Origin of the sequence: Streptomyces sp. NBC_00252, assembly GCF_036187565.1 — a bacterium.
In the GTDB taxonomy this organism is placed as follows: Bacteria; Actinomycetota; Actinomycetes; order Streptomycetales; family Streptomycetaceae; genus Streptomyces.
The window spans coordinates 5,648,522-5,668,630 of the sequence record NZ_CP108087.1; the positions used below are offsets into that span (position 1 = coordinate 5,648,522).

Here is a 20,109-nt window from a genome sequence, read left to right on the forward strand (position 1 = left end):
CGGTGTGTGCTGCGGGCGCTGGGCCGGCGTTGGAGATCCCGGGGCTCGGATCGCGGGTCCGCCACCGTGTGGAGTCTTGGCGGGATGGCCGTGATGTGTGTCGTGTTCGGGGTCGTGCTGGCCTTGGGGCAGGCCGTCGTGGCCCGGCACCGTGCGGCCGGCGGTGCGGATCTCGCGGCGCTTGCGGCGGCCGACCACTGGGCCGAGGGCGGTGCGGGGGCCTGCGCCCGGGCGGAGCGGGTGGCGCGGGCGCAGGGGATCCGGCTGGTGCGGTGCGTGATCGTGGGCGAGACGTCGGACGTGACGGCGTCGGCGGGCGGGGGACCGTTCGCGACGGAGGTGAGGTCACGGGCGGGACCTGCGGGGCCGGTGGCGCCCCCGGTGCCCGGACTGCCGGCGCCGGCCCCGTCATCGGTGCCCTGAGCCGTCGACCGGCGCCTGCGTCACCCCTGGAGCGTCGATACCGGCACCTGCGGCTTCCGCACCCGCACGTGCGGCCTCCGCACCCGAACCCTCGGCCTCCGCACCCGCACCACCGGCGCCCTGAGCCGCCGCCTACCGATGCCGTGCGGCGTCGTGGCCCCGCCGTGCCGGGCGGCCCGTCACACCCCGCCCACCCTCTCTCCAGGGGCCCCTGACACATCCCCTGGTATCTCCCCGGCCCCGTCCGGCACCCCTCGCAACAACTCCACGAGCAACCGCACGGCTCCCCGCTTGTGCAGCGGCTCGTTGCCGTTGCCGCACTTGGGGGACTGGATGCACGACGGGCAGCCGGCGTCGCACTCGCAGGAGGCGATGGCCTCGCGGGTGGCGGTGAGCCAGGCGGGGGCCGTGTGGAAGGCGCGTTCCGCGAAGCCCGCACCGCCCGGGTGGCCGTCGTAGACGAAGACCGTGGGGAGCAGGGTGTCCGGGTGCAGGGGGACGGAGACGCCGCCGATGTCCCAGCGGTCGCAGGTGGCGAAGAGGGGGAGCATGCCGATCGAGGCGTGTTCGGCGGCGTGGAGGGCGCCGCCGAGGATCTCGGGGTTGATGCGGGCGGCGTCGAGCTGGTCCTCCGTGACCGTCCACCAGACGGCGCGGGTGCGGAGGGTGCGCGGGGGGAGGTCGAGTTTGGACTCGCCGAGGACCTCTCCGGTGATGACACGTCGGCGGAGGAAGGAGACGACCTGGTTGGTGACTTCGACGGAGCCGTAGCACAACCGGCCCTGGCCCCACGGGACTTCGACGTCCGTCTCCAGGACGGAGATCGCCGTGGTGTCGCGGGCGACCGTCGAGTAGGGCGGGTTGGCCTCCTCGACCAGGGCCACCGAGTCCTCCAGGTCAAGGGTGCGCACCAGGTATGTGCGGCCCTGGTGGAGGTGGACCGCGCCCTCGTGGACGGACGCGTGGGAGGCGGCCTCGTCGACCGTGCCCAGGAGGCGGCCGGTGCCGTTCTCGACGACCTGGACCGGGCGGCCGCCCCCGCCGCGGATGTCGGTGAGGTCGGCGGCGCGTTCGCGGCGGGTCCAGTGCCAGGCCTTCGCCCGGCGGCGGAGCAGCTTCGCGGCCTCCAGCTGCGGCAGCAGGTCCGCCGTCGCCGGGCCGAAGAGGTCCAGGTCCTCTTCGGTGAGCGGGAGTTCGGCCGCCGCCGCGCACAGGTGGGGGGCCAGGACGTAGGGGTTGTCCGGGTCCAGGACCGTGGACTCGACCGGCTGGTCGAAGAGGGCCTCAGGGTGGTGGACGAGGAAGGTGTCCAGGGGGTCGTCGCGGGCGATCAGGATCGCGAGCGCGCCCCGGCCGGAGCGTCCGGCGCGGCCCGCCTGCTGCCACAGGGAGGCGCGGGTGCCGGGGTAGCCGGCGATCAGGACGGCGTCCAACCCGGAGACGTCGATGCCGAGTTCGAGGGCGGTGGTGGCGGCGAGGCCGAGCAACTCGCCGGAGTGGAGGGCGCGTTCGAGGGCTCGGCGTTCCTCGGGGAGGTAGCCGCCGCGGTAGGCGGCGACCCGCCGGGCCAGCGAGCGGTCGACCTCGGCGAGGCGTTCCTGGGCGATCAGCGCGATCAGCTCGGCGCCCCTCCGTGAGCGTACGAAGGCCACCGAGCGGACGCCCTGGACGGCGAGGTCGGTCAGCAGGTCGGCGGTCTCGGCGGTGGCCGTGCGGCGGACCGGGGCGCCCTTCTCGCCGTGGAGCTCGGTGAGCGGGGGCTCCCAGAGGGCGAACACCAGTTCGCCGCGCGGTGAGGCGTCGTCGGCGACCTCGACGACCGGGAGGCCGGTGAGGCGGCGGGCGGCGACCGAGGGCTCGGCGGCGGTGGCGGAGGCGAGGAGGAAGACGGGGGAGGAGCCGTAGCGGGCGCAGAGGCGGCGCAGGCGGCGTAGGACCTGGGCGACGTGGGAGCCGAAGACGCCCCGGTAGGTGTGGCACTCGTCGATGACGACGTACTTCAGGGATTTCAGGAAGGAGGACCAGCGCGGGTGCGAGGGCAATATGCCGCGGTGGAGCATGTCGGGGTTGGTCAGGACGTAGTTGGCGTACTGGCGGACCCACTCGCGTTCCTCGAACGGAGTGTCGCCGTCGTACACGGCCGGGCGAACGGCATTGCCCAGCGGTTGTGAAAGTTCCTTCACGGAACGGAGCTGGTCGGCGGCCAGGGCTTTCGTGGGCGCGAGGTAGAGCGCGGTGGCGCCGCGGCCGTTCGGCGCCTCGGAGCCGTCCAGGAGCGTCGAGAGGACCGGTACCAGATAAGCCAGCGACTTGCCCGAGGCGGTGCCTGTGGCAACGATCACTGACTCGCCGTCCAGGGCGTGCTCGGCCGCCTGTGCCTGGTGGGCCCAGGGGTGTTCGACACCGGCTTCCTGGACGGTGGCGATCACCTCCGCGCGAATCCGGTCAGGCCAGACGGCATGGCGGCCCGCACGTGGGGGCAAGTGCTCCGTATGAGTGATGCGCGAAGCCCGGCTCGGTCCCGACGCCAGCCGGTCCAGAACCGTGCTCGGCGAGAGGCCGGACACGGGGTCCGCCGAGGGTCGATCGGTTCGCTGATTCTTGGCCATCGGCACCGAGTGTGTCACTGGCGTGACGGACAATGGAGCCAAGGCGTCGTGCACGCCCTGCGGTAAGTGATTGAATGCCATCGCGGCTGGCGAACCGTCCTGGGGGCTCTGCCGAGGTGTCCCATGGGATGACCGCTCGATAGCAAGGTGCTGGAGGATCCGTGGACCTGTCCCTGTCGACCCGTACCGTCGGCGATCGTACGGTCGTCGAGGTCGGTGGCGAAATCGACGTATATACCGCGCCCAAGTTGCGCGAACAGCTGGTCGAGCTGGTGAACGACGGGAGTTTCCACCTCGTCGTGGACATGGAGGGAGTCGACTTCCTCGACTCCACCGGGCTCGGTGTGCTGGTCGGCGGCCTGAAGCGGGTGCGTGCCCACGAGGGCTCGCTGCGCCTGGTCTGCAACCAGGAGCGCATTCTGAAGATCTTCCGTATCACCGGCCTCACCAAGGTGTTCCCGATTCACACCTCGGTCGAGGAAGCGGTGGCGGCCACCGACTGACCGACCGTTCAGGGAGCGGCGTGTGACCGCTCCCCGATCGGCCGTATAGACGACCGGTGGACCGGGCTTTCGGCGGCCCGGCCCTCCGACAGCACGCCCGTAGTCCCGAGGGGGATGCATGGCCACCGTTGAACTCCGCTTCAGCGCGCTGCCCGAGCACGTCAGGACCGCCCGTCTGGTGGCGGCAGCGGTGGCGCGCAGGGCCGGAGTGGACGAGGCCGTACTCGACGAGGTCAGACTCGCCGTCGGCGAGGCCTGCACCCGCGCCGTCGGGCTGCACCAGAGCAGCGGGATCACCGCCCCGGTGAAGGTGCTGCTGATCGAGGAGGAGAAGCAGTTCTCCATCGAGGTCGGCGACGAGGCACCGCGCTCGGCCCCCGGCGACAAGGCGCCCGGGGCGCTGGGCTCCGATCCGGACGCGGAGACCGAGGAGGACGAGATGGGCCTCGCTGTCATCAGCGGGCTCGTCGACGACGTCGAGGTCACCGCCGGAGAGCACGGCGGCTCGATCCGTATGACCTGGCCGACGACACCGCCGGCCACGACGCTTTCCTGAGACCCGCCGCACGTTCACAGCCGAAGGGCCCTGCTGAGCAGGGCCCTTCGGCATTTCCGGGTGAGGGTGGCCGGGGTGTGTTCCCTGGCGTATCCCCGGCGCGACCGAATTCGTGAATGAATTCACGATCAATGCAGCCGGGCGCCCCGATAATTTGATCAAGCACCAATGCTTTTAAGGCATTACTATGCGAAGGCCAATTCCGTTTGCCGCGCTCTGTTTTGATCAGGTTCCGGTACCTACAATCCGTCCACATCTTGAGCTCAGCACAGGCGTCAAGGAGGACGAATGGCGGGGCTTTCTACCCCTCAGCAGTTTGACCACCCCACAACCTTCGCAGCCGCAGTTCTGACCGACGACAACCGCATCCTCGTGATGGTGATCGGCCTCGTGGCGCTGGCCGCGCTCGTGGTCGCGGGCATCCTGGTCCGCGAGGTGCTCGCGGCCGGTGAGGGCACCGACAGCATGAAGAAGATCGCGGCAGCGGTCCAGGAGGGCGCCAACGCCTATCTGGGACGGCAGTTGCGCACGGTCGGCGTATTCGCCGTGATCGTTTTCTTCCTGCTTCTGCTGCTTCCCGCGGACGACTGGAATCAGCGCGCCGGACGGTCGATCTTCTTCCTGATCGGCGCGGTGTTCTCGGCGACCACCGGCTATATCGGCATGTGGCTCGCCGTACGCAGTAATGTCCGTGTCGCCGCGGCGGCCCGGGAAGCGACCCCGGCGGAGGGTGAGCCGGAAAAGGATCTCACCGCCGTCTCGCACAAAGCAATGAAGATCGCTTTCCGCACGGGCGGCGTCGTCGGCATGTTCACGGTGGGGCTCGGTCTGCTGGGCGCCTCGTGCGTGGTGCTGGTGTACGCGGCCGACGCGCCCAAGGTGCTGGAGGGATTCGGCCTCGGTGCCGCCCTCATCGCCATGTTCATGCGTGTCGGCGGCGGCATCTTCACCAAGGCCGCCGACGTCGGCGCCGACCTGGTCGGCAAGGTCGAGAAGGGCATCCCGGAGGACGACCCGCGCAACGCCGCGACCATCGCCGACAACGTGGGCGACAACGTCGGCGACTGCGCGGGCATGGCGGCCGACCTCTTCGAGTCGTACGCCGTGACGCTGGTCGCCGCGCTGATCCTCGGCAAGGCGGCCTTCGGCGACTCCGGGCTCGCCTTCCCGCTGCTCGTGCCGGCGATCGGTGTGATCACCGCCATGATCGGCATCTTCGCGGTGGCGCCACGCCGGACCGACCGCAGCGGCATGTCCGCGATCAACCGGGGGTTCTTCATCTCCGCGGTGATCTCGCTCGTGCTGGTGGCGGTCGCGGTCTTCGTCTACCTGCCGTCGTCGTACGGCGATCTTGACGGCGTCACCGACGCGGCGATCAAGGCCAAGGACGGCGATCCGCGGATCCTCGCGCTCGTCGCCGTGGCCATCGGCATCGTGCTCGCCGCGCTGATCCAGCAGCTGACCGGCTACTTCACGGAGACCAACCGCCGTCCCGTGATGGACATCGGCAAGACCTCGCTCACCGGTCCTGCCACCGTCATCCTCGCCGGGATCTCGCTGGGCCTCGAATCGGCCGTCTACACCGCCCTGTTGATCGGTCTCGCGGTCTACGGTGCGTTCCTGCTCGGCGGCGCCTCGATCATGCTGGCGCTGTTCGCGGTGGCGCTGGCCGGTACGGGGCTGCTCACCACGGTCGGCGTGATCGTGGCCATGGACACCTTCGGGCCGGTCTCCGACAACGCGCAGGGCATCGCCGAGATGTCCGGTGACGTCGAGGGCGCGGGCGCGCAGGTGCTCACCAACCTGGACGCGGTGGGCAACACCACCAAGGCCATCACGAAGGGCATCGCCATCGCCACCGCCGTCCTGGCGGCGTCGGCGCTCTTCGGGTCGTACCGGGACGCGATCGTGACCGCCGCCAACGACGTCGGCGAGAAGGTCTCGGGACCGGGCGCGCCACTCAACCTGATGATGGACATCTCCCAGCCCAACAACCTGGTCGGGCTCATCGTCGGCGCCGCGGTCGTCTTCCTCTTCTCGGGGCTGGCGATCAACGCCGTCTCGCGGTCCGCGGGGGCCGTGGTCTACGAGGTGCGGCGGCAGTTCCGCGAACACCCGGGGATCATGGACTACACCGAGACACCGGAGTACGGCCGCGTCGTCGACATCTGCACCAAGGACGCGCTGCGTGAGCTGGCCACACCCGGTCTGCTCGCCGTGCTCACGCCGATCGCCGTCGGGTTCACGCTCGGCGTCGGCGCGCTCGGCTCGTTCCTCGCGGGCGCGATCGGCACCGGCACGCTGATGGCGGTCTTCCTCGCGAACTCGGGCGGTGCCTGGGACAACGCGAAGAAACTCGTCGAGGACGGCAACCACGGCGGCAAGGGCAGCGAGGCCCATGCCGCCACGGTGATCGGCGACACGGTCGGCGACCCGTTCAAGGACACCGCGGGCCCGGCCATCAACCCGCTGCTGAAGGTGATGAACCTCGTCGCGCTCCTCATCGCGCCCGCGGTCATCAAGTTCAGCTACGGCGACGACAAGAACATCGGGGTGCGCATCACGATCTCGGTGCTCGCGTTCCTCGTGATCGCCGTCTCCGTGTACATCTCCAAGCGGCGCGGGATCGCCGTGGGAGACGGCGACGGGGACGGCAGCGACCGGTCGGCCAAGTCGCCGGACCCGGCCGTCGTTTCGTAGGGGGTCCTGCGGGGCTCGGCTCAACGGGCGGGCGGGTGGCGCGAGTTGTGGGCGCCGCCCGCCCGTTTCCGCTGTGTTCAGTACCTCGCCGTGAGCCTTCTCTCGCTTGGTGCAAATGGTCCCAAAAAGTCTCCTATCGGACCTTGGGCCCGGAGGTGCGGCCCGTCCGCCGTGTATGTTCCGGGGCCGAGAGCCATGGAAGGGACCGATCCGGTGAACAAGAAGCTTGCGCTCGCACTGTCCGGCGGTGCGGTACTGGTACTGGGGCTGTCGGGATGCGGCGGCAGCGGCGACGACAGCGACGCCAAGCTGGACTCCTGGGCCAAGCAGGTCTGCGTCGCGGTACAGCCGCAGGCGAAGAAGATCGAGGCCGCCAACACGGCGATCCAGAAGGAGACCTCGGACAACAGCACCCCGGAAGAGGTCCAGAAGACCGACTCGCAGGCCTTCCAGGACATGTCCGACGCCTACAAGGCGATCGGGGCCGCCGTGAACACCGCCGGCGCGCCGGACGTCGACAACGGCGCGAAGAAGCAGCAGGACGCCGTCAAGGAGCTCAACGACATCTCCACGTCGTACGCCACCCTGAAGACGCAGGTGGACGCGCTGAACACCAAGGACCAGGCGAAGTTCGCGGACGGCCTCAAGGACATCGCGACCTCCCTGGACAAGCTCAGCACGAGCGGGAACGACGCGCTGAAGACCCTCGAAGAGGGCGACGTCGGCAAGGCGATGACCAAGCAGGAGGCGTGCAAGACGGCGACGCCGGTGGCTTCGTCGTCGGCGGCCTGACCCGGCCCGGGAAATGGCATCCCTGTAGGACGTCTCCCGTGGGCAGCCTCCTGTAGGCAGCGATCTTTCAGGTGCTGAAAGATGCCCCGGTACGCGTGCGTGCCGGGGCCTTCGGCTGTGCGGGGGGCGGTTGTCGGCCGGTGCCGGACGCGGTGTCGGTGGGAGCGGCCACAATGGGCGTGTGAGTAACTCCAGCCTCCCCGCCCTGCCCGCATCCGACCGCCCGGAGGTCGCCGCCCGGCTCCGGGACGCCCTGCTCGGCGCCGCCTTCACCGCCGACGGACTGCTCGAACTGCTCGGCGCCCCCGCCTACACGGCGCTCGCCCGCAGCGAGACCGTGCCGGCGCTCCGGGCGACCAGAGGCGACACCCCGCTGGAGACCCTGGTCCGGCTGTTCCTCCTCCAGCAGCCCGTGCCGCACGCACGCGTGGCCGACGTCCTGCCCGTCGCCGCATGCCTGGAGAGCGGTTGGCTGGTCTCCGTGGGCACCGACGAGGTCGCCGCGACCGTGGACGTACGGCCCTACGGCGGCCCCGACGGCGAAGACTGGTTCATCGTGTCCGACCTGGGATGCGCGGTCGGCGGGGCCGGTGGGATCGGCAGCCGGGAGGAAGGCGTCGTCCTCGGAGTGGGCGGCGCGTCCACCACGCTCGCCGGGATCACCGTACGGACACCGGTCTCCGCCGCGCTCGACCTCGGCACCGGGTCCGGCATCCAGGCGCTGCACGCGTCCCGGCACGCCACGCGCGTGACGGCCACCGATCTCAACCCCCGTGCCCTGCACATCACCGCGCTCACCCTCGCGCTGTCCGGCGCGCAGGCCGCCGACCTCCGCGAGGGCTCGCTCTTCGAGCCGGTCCGGGAAGACGAGACGTACGAACTCATCGTGTCCAACCCGCCGTTCGTGATCTCGCCGGGTGCGCGGCTGACGTACCGCGACGGCGGGATGGGCGGGGACGATCTGTGCCGGTCGCTCGTTCAGCAGTCGGGGGAGCGGCTGCGCGAGGGCGGATTCGCACAGTTCCTCGCCAACTGGCAGCACGTGGAGGGGGAGGACTGGCAGGACCGGCTGCGCTCGTGGGTGCCGCGCGGGTGCGACGCCTGGATCGTGCAGCGCGAGGTCCAGGACGTCACGCAGTACGCCGAGTTGTGGCTCAGGGACGCGGGCGACCACCGGGGCGACACGGCCGCGTACGAGGCGCTCTACGACGCCTGGCTCGACGAGTTCGAGGCGCGCAAGGTCAAGGCTGTGGGCTTCGGCTGGATCACCCTGCGCAGGACGGACTCCGACGCGCCCTCGATCACCGTCGAGGAGTGGCCGCACCCGGTCGAGCAGCCGCTCGGGGACGCCGTGCGGGAGCACTTCGACCGGGTCGACTATCTGCGCACCCATGACGACGCGGCCCTGCTCGCCGCCCACTTCAGGCTCGCCCCCGAGATCATCCAGGAACAGGTCGGGCTGCCCGGCGCGGAGGACCCCGAACACGTCGTGCTGCGCCAGCACCGGGGGATGCGGCGCGCGACCAAGGTCGACACGGTCGGCGCGGGTTTCGCGGGCGTCTGCGACGGCACGATGAGCGCGGGGCGGATCCTGGACGCGATCGCCCAACTCGTGGGCGAGGACCCGGTATTGCTCCGGGATCGGACGCCTGCGCAGATTCGGTTGCTGGTGGAGCAGGGGTTTTTGGAGCCGGTTGGTTGAGCGGGGTGGTGGGGGGGGCGCGCTTGAGGGGGCGGAGGCGGGGCCGGGTTGGGGGGCGGTGTACGGGAGCCGGGTCGGTGGGTGTCGTGCGTGGGCTGGCCTGGTGGGCGTCGTACGCTGCGCGGCCCGGTGTCACGCGTGGGGCCCGGCGTCGCGCGTGGGCCTGTTCGTGCCCGTGAGTCGTGTGTGTCCGTATCCGGTGTGATTATTCGGATCCGCTGTGGAAAAGACCTCTTGTCAGTGGCGGGGGCGGGGCTACCTTCGGTGACAGGTTCCACGCGTCCTCGGGGGAGGCGCGCCGTCTCGGTGGAGGCGTCATGGCAGGGGGTACGCCCGGTCAGGGTGGGAGTGGTTACTCGGGGAGTGGTCCTGACCGCGATGCCGAGGGCGGCTCACCCGGCAACGTCGAGAGTGATCAGTCCGGCCATGTGGAGAGTGGGCCTCAAGGGCAAGCTCCGGGCGGGGCGCAAGGCCGACTCCCGGGAGGGGTGCGAGGCCAACTTCCCGGTGCGTCCCGGCGTCAACTCCCGGACGGGGCGCCCGGATACGCGCTGGGCGGTCCCTACGTTGGCGGCCCCTACGCTCCGCGGACCTCGGGAGGGCCCGGGGCCACCCACCAGGACCCGGCGCCGCACGGGGACCGGTCCGCATCGGTCCTCGGCGGCTTCACGCCCGCAGGTCGCCCCACTCCGGGCAGCCCGCAGACGCCAGGGACCCCGGAGGTCTTAGGAACGCCGGAGGCGCCGAGCGCCCCCGACGCTCCGGGTATCCCGCACAACCCCGGCACTCCGCGGACCTCGCCCACGCCGGGCATCACGCAGGTTCCGCACACCCCGCACGCCCCGCACGCCCCGCACGCCCCGCACGCTCCGAGCACCTCCGGTATCTCCCGCACCCCGGGCATCCCGCAGATTCCGTACGACATCCCGCCCACGTCGGCCACCCCACCAACCCCCAACTCCCCACCCCCCGCCCCCTCCCCGTACTCCCCACAAAGCCACCCCAGCCCGCTCAAGCACACCCCGCACGGCGAATGGAACCCCTACGCGAGCACCCCCACGACGCCCAATGAGCCGCCCTATCCGGAACCCCACCCGGCCGCCCATCAGAGCACCGAGCCGAACCCTCGCCAGGGCCCCCGGCCGAACCCCTACCAGGGCCCCCAGCCAGACCCCCACCAGAGCCCCCAGCCACACCCCCACCAGGGCCCCGCGCAGACACCCCCATACGCAGGCGTCCAGCGCCCGACACATCCCGGTGGACCGGGGCCCCTCACCGGCGGACCGGCACATGGCGGCCAGCGGCGGCGGATGCCGGTCGTCGGGGTCCTCGTCCTCGTCGTGGCCGTCGCCCTCGTAGTCGTCGCCGGTGTCTGGGCCGTGACCGCATTGAGCAGCGGCGCCAAGCACACGGCGGCGACGAAGAAGGCGTCGCCGAGCGCGTCGTCGTCATCCGGGGGCGGGGCCAGCGCCGGGGCCGGCTACCCGTACGGCGCCGACGTCGGGCTCAAGTCGCCGCTGCGGACCGGTGATTGCGTGCGGGCCGTGTGGACCGGGACCCCGTTCGCGTCGCGGCCCAGGCTCGGGGTTGTGAGCTGTGCGCATGGCGTTCCGGACGGGCAGGTGATGGCTGTTGTCGCGGCGAAGGACTTCGGCGATGCGCGGGATCACGGGGGCGAGCGGTGTGCGGGTGACGTGAAGGGGGTGGCCGGGGCGCTGGCCGACGCGGGTGTCTACGCGCTCACCCCGACCGAGGCCGGCTTCGGGGCCGCCCGGGGCGGTACCGCGTGTCTCGTGCTCGGCAGGCACGCGCCGATCGGTGGCGCGATAGGTCGCTTCCGGAGCCCTGGGTCAAACGTGTGGACCACCGAGATGAGCGTCGGCGACTGCTGGCTGTACGTCGATCACACGACGTACTTCACCGCGACCCTGACCGACTGTGCCGATCAGCACACCGACCAGGTGATCGGTTCGGTGACCGCCCCGAAGGCGATGGCGTTCCAGGACGCGCTGCGGCGGGCGAACACGCTGTGCGGCAACAGGTTCGAGTCGACTTGGGCACCCGGATCCGACCGTTCCGTCTTCGGGTATCTGTCCGACGAGAGCAATTGGAAGGCCGGTTTCGACTCCGTCGTGTGCACCGTGGGGAAGGCCGACCGCTCCCGGACGACCGGCGCGATATCGTCCTCCGGCACGACCCCCTGAGGGCTGTCCGCCGCGAGTTCACCCGGGGTTGGCCCGCCCGTCGCCCGCAGGTGCCAGCCTCCGGGACCGGGGCATCCGGCCGGGAGGGGACACGCATGGAGAGCGGGCCTGCGATCTTCGCGGGGTTGGTGTTCGCCCTGTTCGGAGGCGCGCTGCTGCTGTGGACCGTGGTCAGGGTCCGGCACCGCGAACCCGTCGCCCAGGGTGTGAACCCGGTCGCATCGGCGACCCTCGCGAGCCTCGCCGCGGTCGCCGCCCTCCTCCTCGGCACCTGGTGCTTCCTGCACGTCTGAGCAGCGCGCCGTAGCCGCGGCACGGACCGTCGGCGGACCGGCGGCGGACAGCTGGGCGATCACTCCCCGGACGGCGCCGAAAAGGCCGGTGGGGACTCCGGGCGGCAGGAATGGCGGTAGTCGGGTTACCGTTCGAGTGGCCGTTGCGGGCTTTTCCCGTTTGACACGGGGGCGGGATGTACCGTCACACTCCGCAGCGTCACCATGACCCGACCCCGGGGCAAGCGACCCCGGGGGAGGCCCCAGCGTCGACCGGAGAGAAGAGCGAAGTTGTCCCCGACCAGCGAGACCGCACACGGCGGCCGCCGACTCGTCATCGTCGAGTCCCCTGCCAAGGCGAAGACGATCAAGGGCTACCTCGGCCCCGGATATGTCGTCGAGGCGAGCGTCGGGCACATCCGCGACCTTCCCAACGGCGCCGCGGAGGTGCCTGAGAAGTACACCGGCGAGGTCCGTCGCCTCGGTGTGGATGTCGACCACGACTTCGAGCCGATCTATGTGGTCAACGCCGACAAGCGGGCCCAGGTCAAGAAGCTCAAGGATCTCCTCAAGGACTCCGACGAACTCTTCCTGGCCACCGATGAGGACCGCGAGGGCGAGGCCATCGCGTGGCACCTCCTGGAGGTCCTGAAGCCCAAGGTCCCCGTCAAGCGCATGGTGTTCCACGAGATCACCAAGGACGCGATCCGGGCCGCCGTGGCCAACCCGCGCGACCTCAACCAGCTGATGGTCGACGCCCAGGAGACCCGCCGCATCCTCGACCGCCTCTACGGCTACGAGGTCTCGCCGGTCCTCTGGAAGAAGGTCATGCCGCGCCTGTCGGCCGGCCGTGTCCAGTCCGTCGCCACCCGGCTCGTCGTCGAGCGGGAGCGCGAGCGCATCGCCTTCCGTTCCGCCGAGTACTGGGACCTGACCGGCACCTTCGGGACCGGCCGGGCCGGTGACGCGAGCGACCCGTCGACCCTTGTCGCCCGTCTCCAGGCGGTCGACGGCAAGCGCGTCGCCCAGGGACGCGATTTCGACTCCCTCGGCCAGATCAAGAGCGCGAACACCCTCCACCTGGACGAGGCCAACGCCCGCGCGCTGGCCGCCGCCCTGGAGGACACGCGGTTCGCCGTCCGGTCCGTCGAGTCGAAGCCGTATCGACGCTCTCCGTACGCGCCGTTCCGCACGACGACCCTCCAGCAGGAGGCCAGCCGCAAGCTCGGCTTCGGCGCGAAGGCCACGATGCAGGTCGCGCAGAAGCTGTACGAGAACGGCTACATCACCTACATGCGTACGGACTCCACGACCCTGAGCGAGACGGCCGTCAAGGCCGCCCGCGCCCAGGTGACGCAGCTGTACGGCGCCGACTACCTGCCGGCCCAGCCGCGCGTGTACGCCGGGAAGGTCAAGAACGCCCAGGAGGCGCACGAGGCGATCCGCCCCTCGGGTGATCGTTTCCGCACGCCCGCCGAAACCGGCCTGACCGGCGACCAGTTCAAGCTCTACGAGCTGATCTGGAAGCGGACCGTCGCCTCCCAGATGAAGGACGCGGTCGGCAACTCCGTCACCGTGAAGATCGCGGGCACCTCGTCCGACGGCCGGGACGTCGAATTCAGCGCCTCCGGAAAGACGATCACCTTCCACGGCTTCCTGAAGGCCTACGTGGAGGGCGCCGACGACCCGAACGCCGAGCTGGACGACCGCGAGCGCCGGCTGCCCCAGGTCGCCGAGGGCGACGCGCTGACCGCCGAGGAACTCACGGTCGACGGGCACGCCACCAAGCCCCCGGCCCGCTACACCGAGGCCAGCCTCGTCAAGGAGCTCGAAGAGCGCGAGATCGGCCGCCCGTCGACGTACGCGTCGATCATCGGCACGATCCTCGACCGCGGCTACGTCTTCAAGAAGGGCACGGCCCTGGTGCCGTCCTTCCTGTCCTTCGCCGTGGTCAACCTCCTGGAGAAGCACTTCGGGCGGCTCGTCGACTACGACTTCACCGCCAAGATGGAGGACGACCTCGACCGCATCGCCAGCGGCGAGGCGCAGGCCGTGCCGTGGCTGCGGCGCTTCTACTTCGGCGAGGGCGAGGCCCGCGGCGCCGCCGAGGCCGGCAACGGCGACGGCGACCACCTCGGCGGCCTCAAGGAACTCGTCACCGACCTGGGCGCGATCGACGCCCGCGAGGTGTCGTCCTTCCCGGTCGGCAACGACATCATGCTGCGCGTCGGCCGCTACGGCCCCTACGTGGAGCGCGGCGAGAAGGACTCCGAGAACCACCAGCGTGCCGACGTCCCCGAGGACCTCGCGCCGGACGAGCTCAGCGTCGAGCACGCCGAGGAACTGCTCGCCAAGCCGAGCGGCGACTTCGAGCTGGGCGCCGACCCCGAGTCGGGCCACCAGATCATCGCCCGCGACGGCCGCTACGGCCCGTACGTCACGGAGGTGCTCCCCGAGGGCACCCCGAAGACCGGGAAGAACGCCGTCAAGCCGCGTACGGCCTCGCTGTTCAAGTCGATGACCCTCGACACGGTGACGCTCGCCGACGCCCTCAAGCTGATGTCGCTGCCGCGCGTCGTCGGCAAGGACGCCGAGGGCGTGGAGATCACCGCGCAGAACGGGCGCTACGGGCCGTATCTGAAGAAGGGCACGGACTCCCGCTCGCTGACGGCCGAGGACCAGCTCTTCACGATCACCCTCGAAGAGGCGCTGGAGATCTACTCCCAGCCCAAGCAGCGCGGCCGGGCCGCCGCCAAGCCGCCGCTGAAGGAACTGGGCACCGACCCGGTCAGCGAGAAGCCCGTCGTCGTCAAGGACGGCCGTTTCGGGCCGTACGTCACCGACGGCGAGACCAACGCGACCCTGCGCTCCGGCGACAGCGTCGAGGACATCAGCCCGGAGCGCGGCTACGAGCTGCTCGCCGAGAAGCGGGCCAAGTCGCCCGCCAAGAAGACGGCGAAGAAGGCCCCGGCGAAGAAGGCGGCGGCCAAGAAGGCGCCCGCCAAGAAGACGACGACCGCGAAGAAGACCGTGGCGAAGAAGACGACGACGGCCGCCAAGAAGACCACGGCCGCCGCCACCGCCAAGAAGACGGCCTCCTCCAAGGTGACGTCCGAGGACTGACGGACGAGAGCCGACCGGACGAGAGCCGACGGGACGAGAGCCGACGGACGGGAGCTGACGGTCCGTCGGGCTCCCGTCCGAGGACCGATCAGCACACGCTTCCTGCACCGCAGGGTCGCGAAACGCACGCCCCGGCATCACTTTGGTGTCGGGGTGTGTGCGGCTCCGGACGGGCGCGGCTTGTTGTCGGTGGCTGCCGATAGGCTGAAAGCATGACGCCAGCCGAGCAGCCAACGGGCCACCAGCCGGCCCCCGACGACGCCCTTGTCGCGGACTCCCGCGAGCGTGCCGTCCGCGCCCTGCTGCGCCAACCGCAGCTCAAGCGGCTGTGGAGTGCGCAGTTCGTGACGGGTGTCGGTGACACCCTCGCCCTGCTGGTCCTGGTCGTGCTCGCCTTCCAGGCGGCGATCGCCCAGGGCTCGTTCGGCGGTGGTTACCGGGGTGTGGCTCTCGCGGTGGCGACCGTCTTCGGGGCGCGGGTCCTGGCGACGCTGCTCTTCGGGGCGGTGCTGCTCGGCCCGCTCACCTCGCTCACCTCCCAGGACGGGCCGCTCGACCGCCGCTGGACCATGGTCGGCGCGGACGGTCTGCGGGCCGCGCTGCTGATCGTCGCCCCCCTGTGGATCGACTGGACACCGGACAACGCCCTGGCGGTGCTCCTGGTGACCGCCTTCGTCACCGGAGTCGCCGAGCGCTTCTGGACGGTGTGCCGCGAGAGCGCGGCCCCGGCCCTGCTGCCGGCCCCGCCGCCCGAGGGCGCCACGGTCCGGCCGCTGCCCGACCACATGGACGCACTGCGCCGGCTCTCGCTGCGCACGAGCTTCGTGGCCATCCCGCTCGCCGCCGCCGCACTCGTCGTGGCGGCCCTGCTCAACAACCTGCTGGGCACCGGCATCGCCTGGTTCGACCAGCACCAGGCCGCGCTCGGTTCGTACGTCGCGGCCGGGCTGTTCGCCGCGTCCCTCTCCGTGCTGACCGCCCTGGAGCTGCCCGGAATCCGCACCCCGCGCGCGCGGTCGCCGCTCGAGGGGCTGCGCCGCCCCCGGACGGGCACCGGCATCGACAAGGGCCGTACGGGCGCGATCGCGCTGCTCGTGATCGCCTGCGCGGCCGTCGCCGGGGCGATCTCCGCCGCCGTCGCCGTGTCCGTGCTCCAGGCCAAGGATCTGCATGGCGGCCCGGTGACCTTCGGGCTGCTGGTGCTCGGCCTGACCGGCGGGGTCGTGGTCGGCATCCGTACGGCGCCCTCGCTGCTGCCGACCCTGTCGCGCCGCCGGCTGCTGACCCTCGCCATCGCCTTCACCGGCATCGCGCTGCTCGCCGCGGGCCTGGTCCCGGACGTCACCACGGTGCTGCTGATCGTCGCGCTCGCCGGTATCGGCGCGGGCGTGGCCGCCAACACCGGGCACACCCTGCTCGACCAGGAGGCCGAGGACTACCGCAAGGCCCGCACGACCGAGCACCTGCACGCGGTCGTCCGGGTCGCCGTCGCGCTCGGCGCGCTGATCGCCCCCCTGGTGGCGGCGCTGATCGGCCCGCACCGCCTGGAGAACGGCAAGTTCGTGTTCGCGCACGGCGGTGCCGCGTTCACGCTGATGCTGGTCGGCGCTCTGCTGCTGCCGGTCGCCGCACTGGTCCTGGCCAAGGTCGACGACCGCGCGGGAGTGCCGCTCCGCCACGACCTGCGGGACGCGCTGCTCGGCGGCGACGACCCCGAGACGGTGCCCGCGACCAGCGGCTTCTTCATCGCCCTGGAGGGCGGCGACGGCGCCGGCAAGTCCACGCAGGCCGAGGCCCTCGCCGAGTGGATCAGGGGCAAGGGCCACGAGGTCGTGCTCACCCGCGAGCCCGGTGCGACCCCGGTCGGCAAGCGGCTGCGGTCGATCCTGCTCGACGTGTCGTCGGCGGGACTGTCCCACCGCGCGGAGGCCCTGCTCTACGCCGCCGACCGCGCGGAGCACGTCGACACCGTCGTACGGCCCGCCCTGGAGCGCGGCGCGATCGTCGTCTCCGACCGCTACATCGACTCGTCCGTCGCCTACCAGGGCGCCGGCCGTGACCTCTCCCCGACCGAGATCGCCCGCATCAACCGCTGGGCGACCGCCGGACTCGTCCCGCACATGACCGTCCTGCTGGACGTGGACCCGGAGACCGCCCGCGAGCGGTTCACGGAGGCGCCGGACCGACTGGAGTCGGAGCCCGCCGAGTTCCACGCGCGCGTACGGTCCGGTTTCCTCACCCTGGCCGCCGCCGACCCCAGCCGCTACCTCGTGGTCGACGCCGGCCAGGAGCCCGAGGCCGTCACCACGGTGATCAGGCACCGCCTCGACACCGTGCTGCCGCTCTCCGAGGCCGAGATCAAGGCCCAGGAGGAAGCGCGCAAGGCCGCCGAGGAAGAGGCCCGGCGCAAGGCCGAGGAAGAGGCCGCCCGCAAGGCCGAGGAGGAGCGCCTGGAGCGCGAGCGCCAGGAGCAGCTCGCCCAGCTGCGCGCCGAGGAGGAGGAGCGCAAGCGGCGCGAGCTGGAGGAGGCCCAGCGCCGCGAGGCCGAGCGCCAGGCCGAGGAGGCCAGGCAGCGCGCCGAGGACGCACGCAGGCGTGCCGAGGAGGAGAAGGCCCGCCTTCTCGCCGAGGAGGAGGCCCGCGCCGCCGAGGAGAGCCGCCGCAGGGCGGAGGCCGACCGGTTGCGCAAGCAGGCCGAGGACGAGGCCCGGCTGCGCGCCGAGGCGGAGGCACGGCGGCTGGAGAAGCAGCGCAAGGCCGAGGCGGCCCTGCTCGCGGCCGAGGAGGCACGCCGGTTGGCGGCCGAGGCGGCGGCCGCCGCGGAGCGGGCTGCCCGTCAGCCCACGGCTCCTCCGGCCCCGGGGGTCAGGCCCGAGGCGTCGACCGTGCAGACGCCGGTCGTGAAGCCGTCGGGTGCGGGTGCGAGTGCGGGTGGCCGGTCGTCGGAGGAGACGGCTGTGCTGCGGTCGGTGTCACCGGACGCCGAGAAGCGCGACTCCGACGCACGTGACTCCGAGACGACGGCCCAGCTGCCGCAGCCGCCGGCTCCCACGGGGGCCGCGGACGAGACGGCCGTACTGCCGCCGGTGTCCGCCACGGAGGAGACGGCCGTACTGCCGCCCGTCCCGTCCGGTGCCGCCGACGAGACGGCCGAGCTGCCGCCGGTCGGCGCGGCGGACGAGACCGCGGTGCTGCCGCCGGTGCGCGACCATGGTCCTTCGGACCGGGTGCCGGCCGGGTACTTCCGGGACGAGCGTTCGGGCGACCGGCCCGAGGGCGGCGAGGACCGTACCCGCGAACTGCCCCAGGTCGACGAGCAGGGCACACCCCGGCGCCGGCCGCGCCCCGACTGGGCTGAGGAAACTCCGCTGGACGACCTGCCCTCCCTGGCCGACGAACTGCTCGGCCCGCGCGAGGACGGCGACCACGACGACGACACCGGACGCGGGCGGGGTCGTGGGCGGGGGCGGCGGGGCTGACGTCTGGGCGGGGGCGGGGCTGACGGGTTCGGGGTACACCGGGTGCGGGACCGATGGTGAAGGGCGCGTACGGCTGACGGTGACGTGGGCCGAGTGGGCTGGCGGCGTCGGGACGGTGACCCGCGCCTCGCGTGCCCGCCGCGCATCAGCGCCCCGCACCCAGTGCCCGGACCTCCGGATCGGCGCCCGCACTCAGCGTTCGGCCCCTCCGAATAGCCGCCCGCGCCCAGCTCCCACCGTCTCCAGATCAGTGCACTGGCCCAGCCCCCCTCTCCCAATCAGCACCCCGCACCCAGCTCCCGCCCCTCCCAACTGACTCCCCCCCCCACACACCACCCGGCCCCCCTTGTCAGTGGTGCCCCGCACAATGGATCTCGTGACTCGAAGCGTGACGAAAGGGCCGGTGACCCATGACGGTGTGGGATGACCTGGTGGGGCAGGAGAAGGTGAGTGAGCAGCTTGATGCCGCCGCTCGGGACGCCGACGCCTTCGTCACCGCCGCGACCACCGGCACGGCCCCGCCGGAGGCGTCGAAGATGACGCACGCGTGGCTGTTCACGGGTCCGCCCGGCGCCGGGCGGAATCAGGCGGCGCGGGCCTTCGCCGCCGCGCTGCAGTGCGTGAGCCCCGACCGCGCGCTCGGCGGCAGCCCCGGCTGCGGCTTCTGCGACGGCTGTCATACGGCGCTGATCGGCACCCACGCCGACGTCACCACGGTCGCCGCGGTCGGCACCCAGATCCTCGCCGACGACATGCGGGACACGGTCCGCAAGTCCTTCACGTCACCGGCGACGGGCCGTTGGCAGATCATCCTGGTCGAGGACGCCGAGCGGCTGAACGAGAAGTCGGCCAACGCGGTCCTCAAGGCCGTCGAAGAACCCGCCCCCCGCACGGTGTGGCTCCTCTGCGCCCCCTCGATCGAGGATGTCCTCCCCACGATCCGCTCCCGCTGCCGCCACCTGAACCTGACCACGCCCTCGGTCGACGCCGTCGCCGACCTGCTCGTCCGGCGGGAGGGCGTCGAGCCCGCCGTGGCGATGGCCGCCGCGCGTGCCACGCAGGGCCATGTCGACCGGGCCCGCCGCTTGGCCACCGACCCGGCCGCCCGCCAGCGCCGGGCCGCCGTGCTGAAGCTGCCGTTGCGCGTCGAGGACGTCGGCGGCTGTCTCAAGGCCGCCCAGGAGCTGGTGGACGCGGCCGCCGAGGACGCCAAGCAGCTGGCGGAGGAGGTGGACGACAAGGAGACCGAGGAGATGAAGGCGGCCATGGGCGGCGGCCAGGGCAGCCGGATGCCGCGTGGCACGGCCGGGGTGATGAAGGACCTGGAGGACAAGCAGAAGCGCCGGAGAACGCGTACGCAGCGCGACAGCCTCGACCTCGCGCTGACCGACCTCACCGCGTTCTACCGGGATGTGCTCGCCCTCCAGCTCGGCTCCCGGGTGGCGATCGCCAACGCGGACGCCGAGGACGCGTTGGAGCGGCTCGCGCGAGCCGGTTCGCCGGAGTCCACGTTGCGTCGTATCGAGGCGATCGGCGCGTGCAGGGAGGCGCTCGACCGCAATGTGGCGCCGCTGCTCGCGGTGGAGGCGATGACGTTGGCGCTCAGAGCGGGTTGAGCGGCCTGGGCGGCACGGGTGGGGTGATCCGCTGGGGTGGCCGGACGGGCGGCGGGTTGATTGGCCGGCGGGTGACTGACACGCCGGGCGTGAGGTTGACGGCGTAACTCGTCCGGGGCTGATCATGCAC

General features: G+C 71.6%; 12 protein-coding genes. 11 read left to right on the forward strand and 1 reads right to left on the reverse strand.

Features of this window, described 5'->3' with window-relative positions:
* The first annotated feature begins 6 nt into the window (after positions 1-6).
* Positions 7-423, forward strand: a complete 417-nt coding sequence (locus OHT77_RS24865; RefSeq protein WP_443048216.1) for an Rv3654c family TadE-like protein — start codon at positions 7-9, stop codon at positions 421-423.
* Between the two features lie 179 nt (positions 424-602).
* Here the strand turns inward: OHT77_RS24865 and OHT77_RS24870 are convergent, their stop codons facing one another.
* The gene (locus OHT77_RS24870; RefSeq protein WP_328830689.1) at positions 603-3,113 is read right to left on the reverse strand and encodes a DEAD/DEAH box helicase; all 2,511 of its coding nucleotides are present in this window, start codon (positions 3,111-3,113) and stop codon (positions 603-605) included.
* An 80-nt stretch (positions 3,114-3,193) separates the two neighbouring features.
* On the opposite strand from OHT77_RS24870, the gene bldG reads away from it, so the two are divergent.
* From bldG to OHT77_RS24920, 10 genes are all read left to right on the forward strand, one after another.
* On the forward strand, positions 3,194-3,535 hold the full coding sequence (gene bldG / locus OHT77_RS24875; protein ID WP_003975386.1) for an anti-sigma factor antagonist BldG: 342 nt from the start codon (positions 3,194-3,196) through the stop codon (positions 3,533-3,535).
* A gap of 118 nt (positions 3,536-3,653) precedes the next feature.
* Positions 3,654-4,091 carry an ATP-binding protein gene (locus OHT77_RS24880; RefSeq protein WP_328830690.1) on the forward strand — a complete coding sequence of 146 codons (438 nt, stop codon included), beginning with the start codon at positions 3,654-3,656 and terminating at the stop codon, positions 4,089-4,091.
* A gap of 288 nt (positions 4,092-4,379) precedes the next feature.
* Positions 4,380-6,791, forward strand: coding sequence for a sodium-translocating pyrophosphatase (locus tag OHT77_RS24885; RefSeq protein ID WP_328830691.1), 2,412 nt, complete (start codon positions 4,380-4,382; stop codon positions 6,789-6,791).
* Positions 6,792-6,986: 195 nt separating this feature from the next.
* Entirely contained in the window at positions 6,987-7,583 is a 597-nt protein-coding gene (locus OHT77_RS24890) for a small secreted protein (protein WP_266769890.1), read from the forward strand.
* Positions 7,584-7,764: 181 nt separating this feature from the next.
* The gene (locus OHT77_RS24895; protein ID WP_328830692.1) at positions 7,765-9,285 is read left to right on the forward strand and encodes a DUF7059 domain-containing protein; all 1,521 of its coding nucleotides are present in this window, start codon (positions 7,765-7,767) and stop codon (positions 9,283-9,285) included.
* A gap of 1,310 nt (positions 9,286-10,595) precedes the next feature.
* Positions 10,596-11,489 carry a septum formation family protein gene (locus tag OHT77_RS24900; protein ID WP_328830693.1) on the forward strand — a complete coding sequence of 298 codons (894 nt, stop codon included), beginning with the start codon at positions 10,596-10,598 and terminating at the stop codon, positions 11,487-11,489.
* Between the two features lie 95 nt (positions 11,490-11,584).
* Entirely contained in the window at positions 11,585-11,782 is a 198-nt protein-coding gene (locus OHT77_RS24905; protein ID WP_266769886.1) for a hypothetical protein, read from the forward strand.
* A gap of 270 nt (positions 11,783-12,052) precedes the next feature.
* Complete coding sequence (gene topA, locus OHT77_RS24910; protein ID WP_328830694.1) at positions 12,053-14,884, forward strand: type I DNA topoisomerase; 2,832 nt, start codon at positions 12,053-12,055, stop codon at positions 14,882-14,884.
* Positions 14,885-15,096: 212 nt separating this feature from the next.
* Positions 15,097-18,363, forward strand: a complete 3,267-nt coding sequence (gene tmk, locus OHT77_RS24915) for a dTMP kinase (protein ID WP_328830695.1) — start codon at positions 15,097-15,099, stop codon at positions 18,361-18,363.
* A gap of 410 nt (positions 18,364-18,773) precedes the next feature.
* On the forward strand, positions 18,774-19,979 hold the full coding sequence (locus OHT77_RS24920) for a DNA polymerase III subunit delta' (RefSeq protein WP_328830696.1): 1,206 nt from the start codon (positions 18,774-18,776) through the stop codon (positions 19,977-19,979).
* Positions 19,980-20,109 lie beyond the last annotated feature (130 nt).

What these genes read in the sequence shown, in the direction of transcription:
- OHT77_RS24890 (WP_266769890.1), top strand. Translation starts at nt 6,987, where the DNA reads ATGGAAGGGACCGATCCGGTGAACAAGAAGCTTGCGCTCGCACTGTCC.
- OHT77_RS24900 (WP_328830693.1), top strand. Translation starts at nt 10,596, where the DNA reads ATGCCGGTCGTCGGGGTCCTCGTCCTCGTCGTGGCCGTCGCCCTCGTA.
- OHT77_RS24920 (WP_328830696.1), top strand. Translation starts at nt 18,774, where the DNA reads ATGACGGTGTGGGATGACCTGGTGGGGCAGGAGAAGGTGAGTGAGCAG.
- OHT77_RS24905 (WP_266769886.1), top strand. Translation starts at nt 11,585, where the DNA reads ATGGAGAGCGGGCCTGCGATCTTCGCGGGGTTGGTGTTCGCCCTGTTC.
- OHT77_RS24880 (WP_328830690.1), top strand. Translation starts at nt 3,654, where the DNA reads ATGGCCACCGTTGAACTCCGCTTCAGCGCGCTGCCCGAGCACGTCAGG.
- OHT77_RS24870 (WP_328830689.1), bottom strand. Translation starts at nt 3,113, where the DNA reads ATGGCATTCAATCACTTACCGCAGGGCGTGCACGACGCCTTGGCTCCA.
- OHT77_RS24885 (WP_328830691.1), top strand. Translation starts at nt 4,380, where the DNA reads ATGGCGGGGCTTTCTACCCCTCAGCAGTTTGACCACCCCACAACCTTC.
- tmk (WP_328830695.1), top strand. Translation starts at nt 15,097, where the DNA reads ATGACGCCAGCCGAGCAGCCAACGGGCCACCAGCCGGCCCCCGACGAC.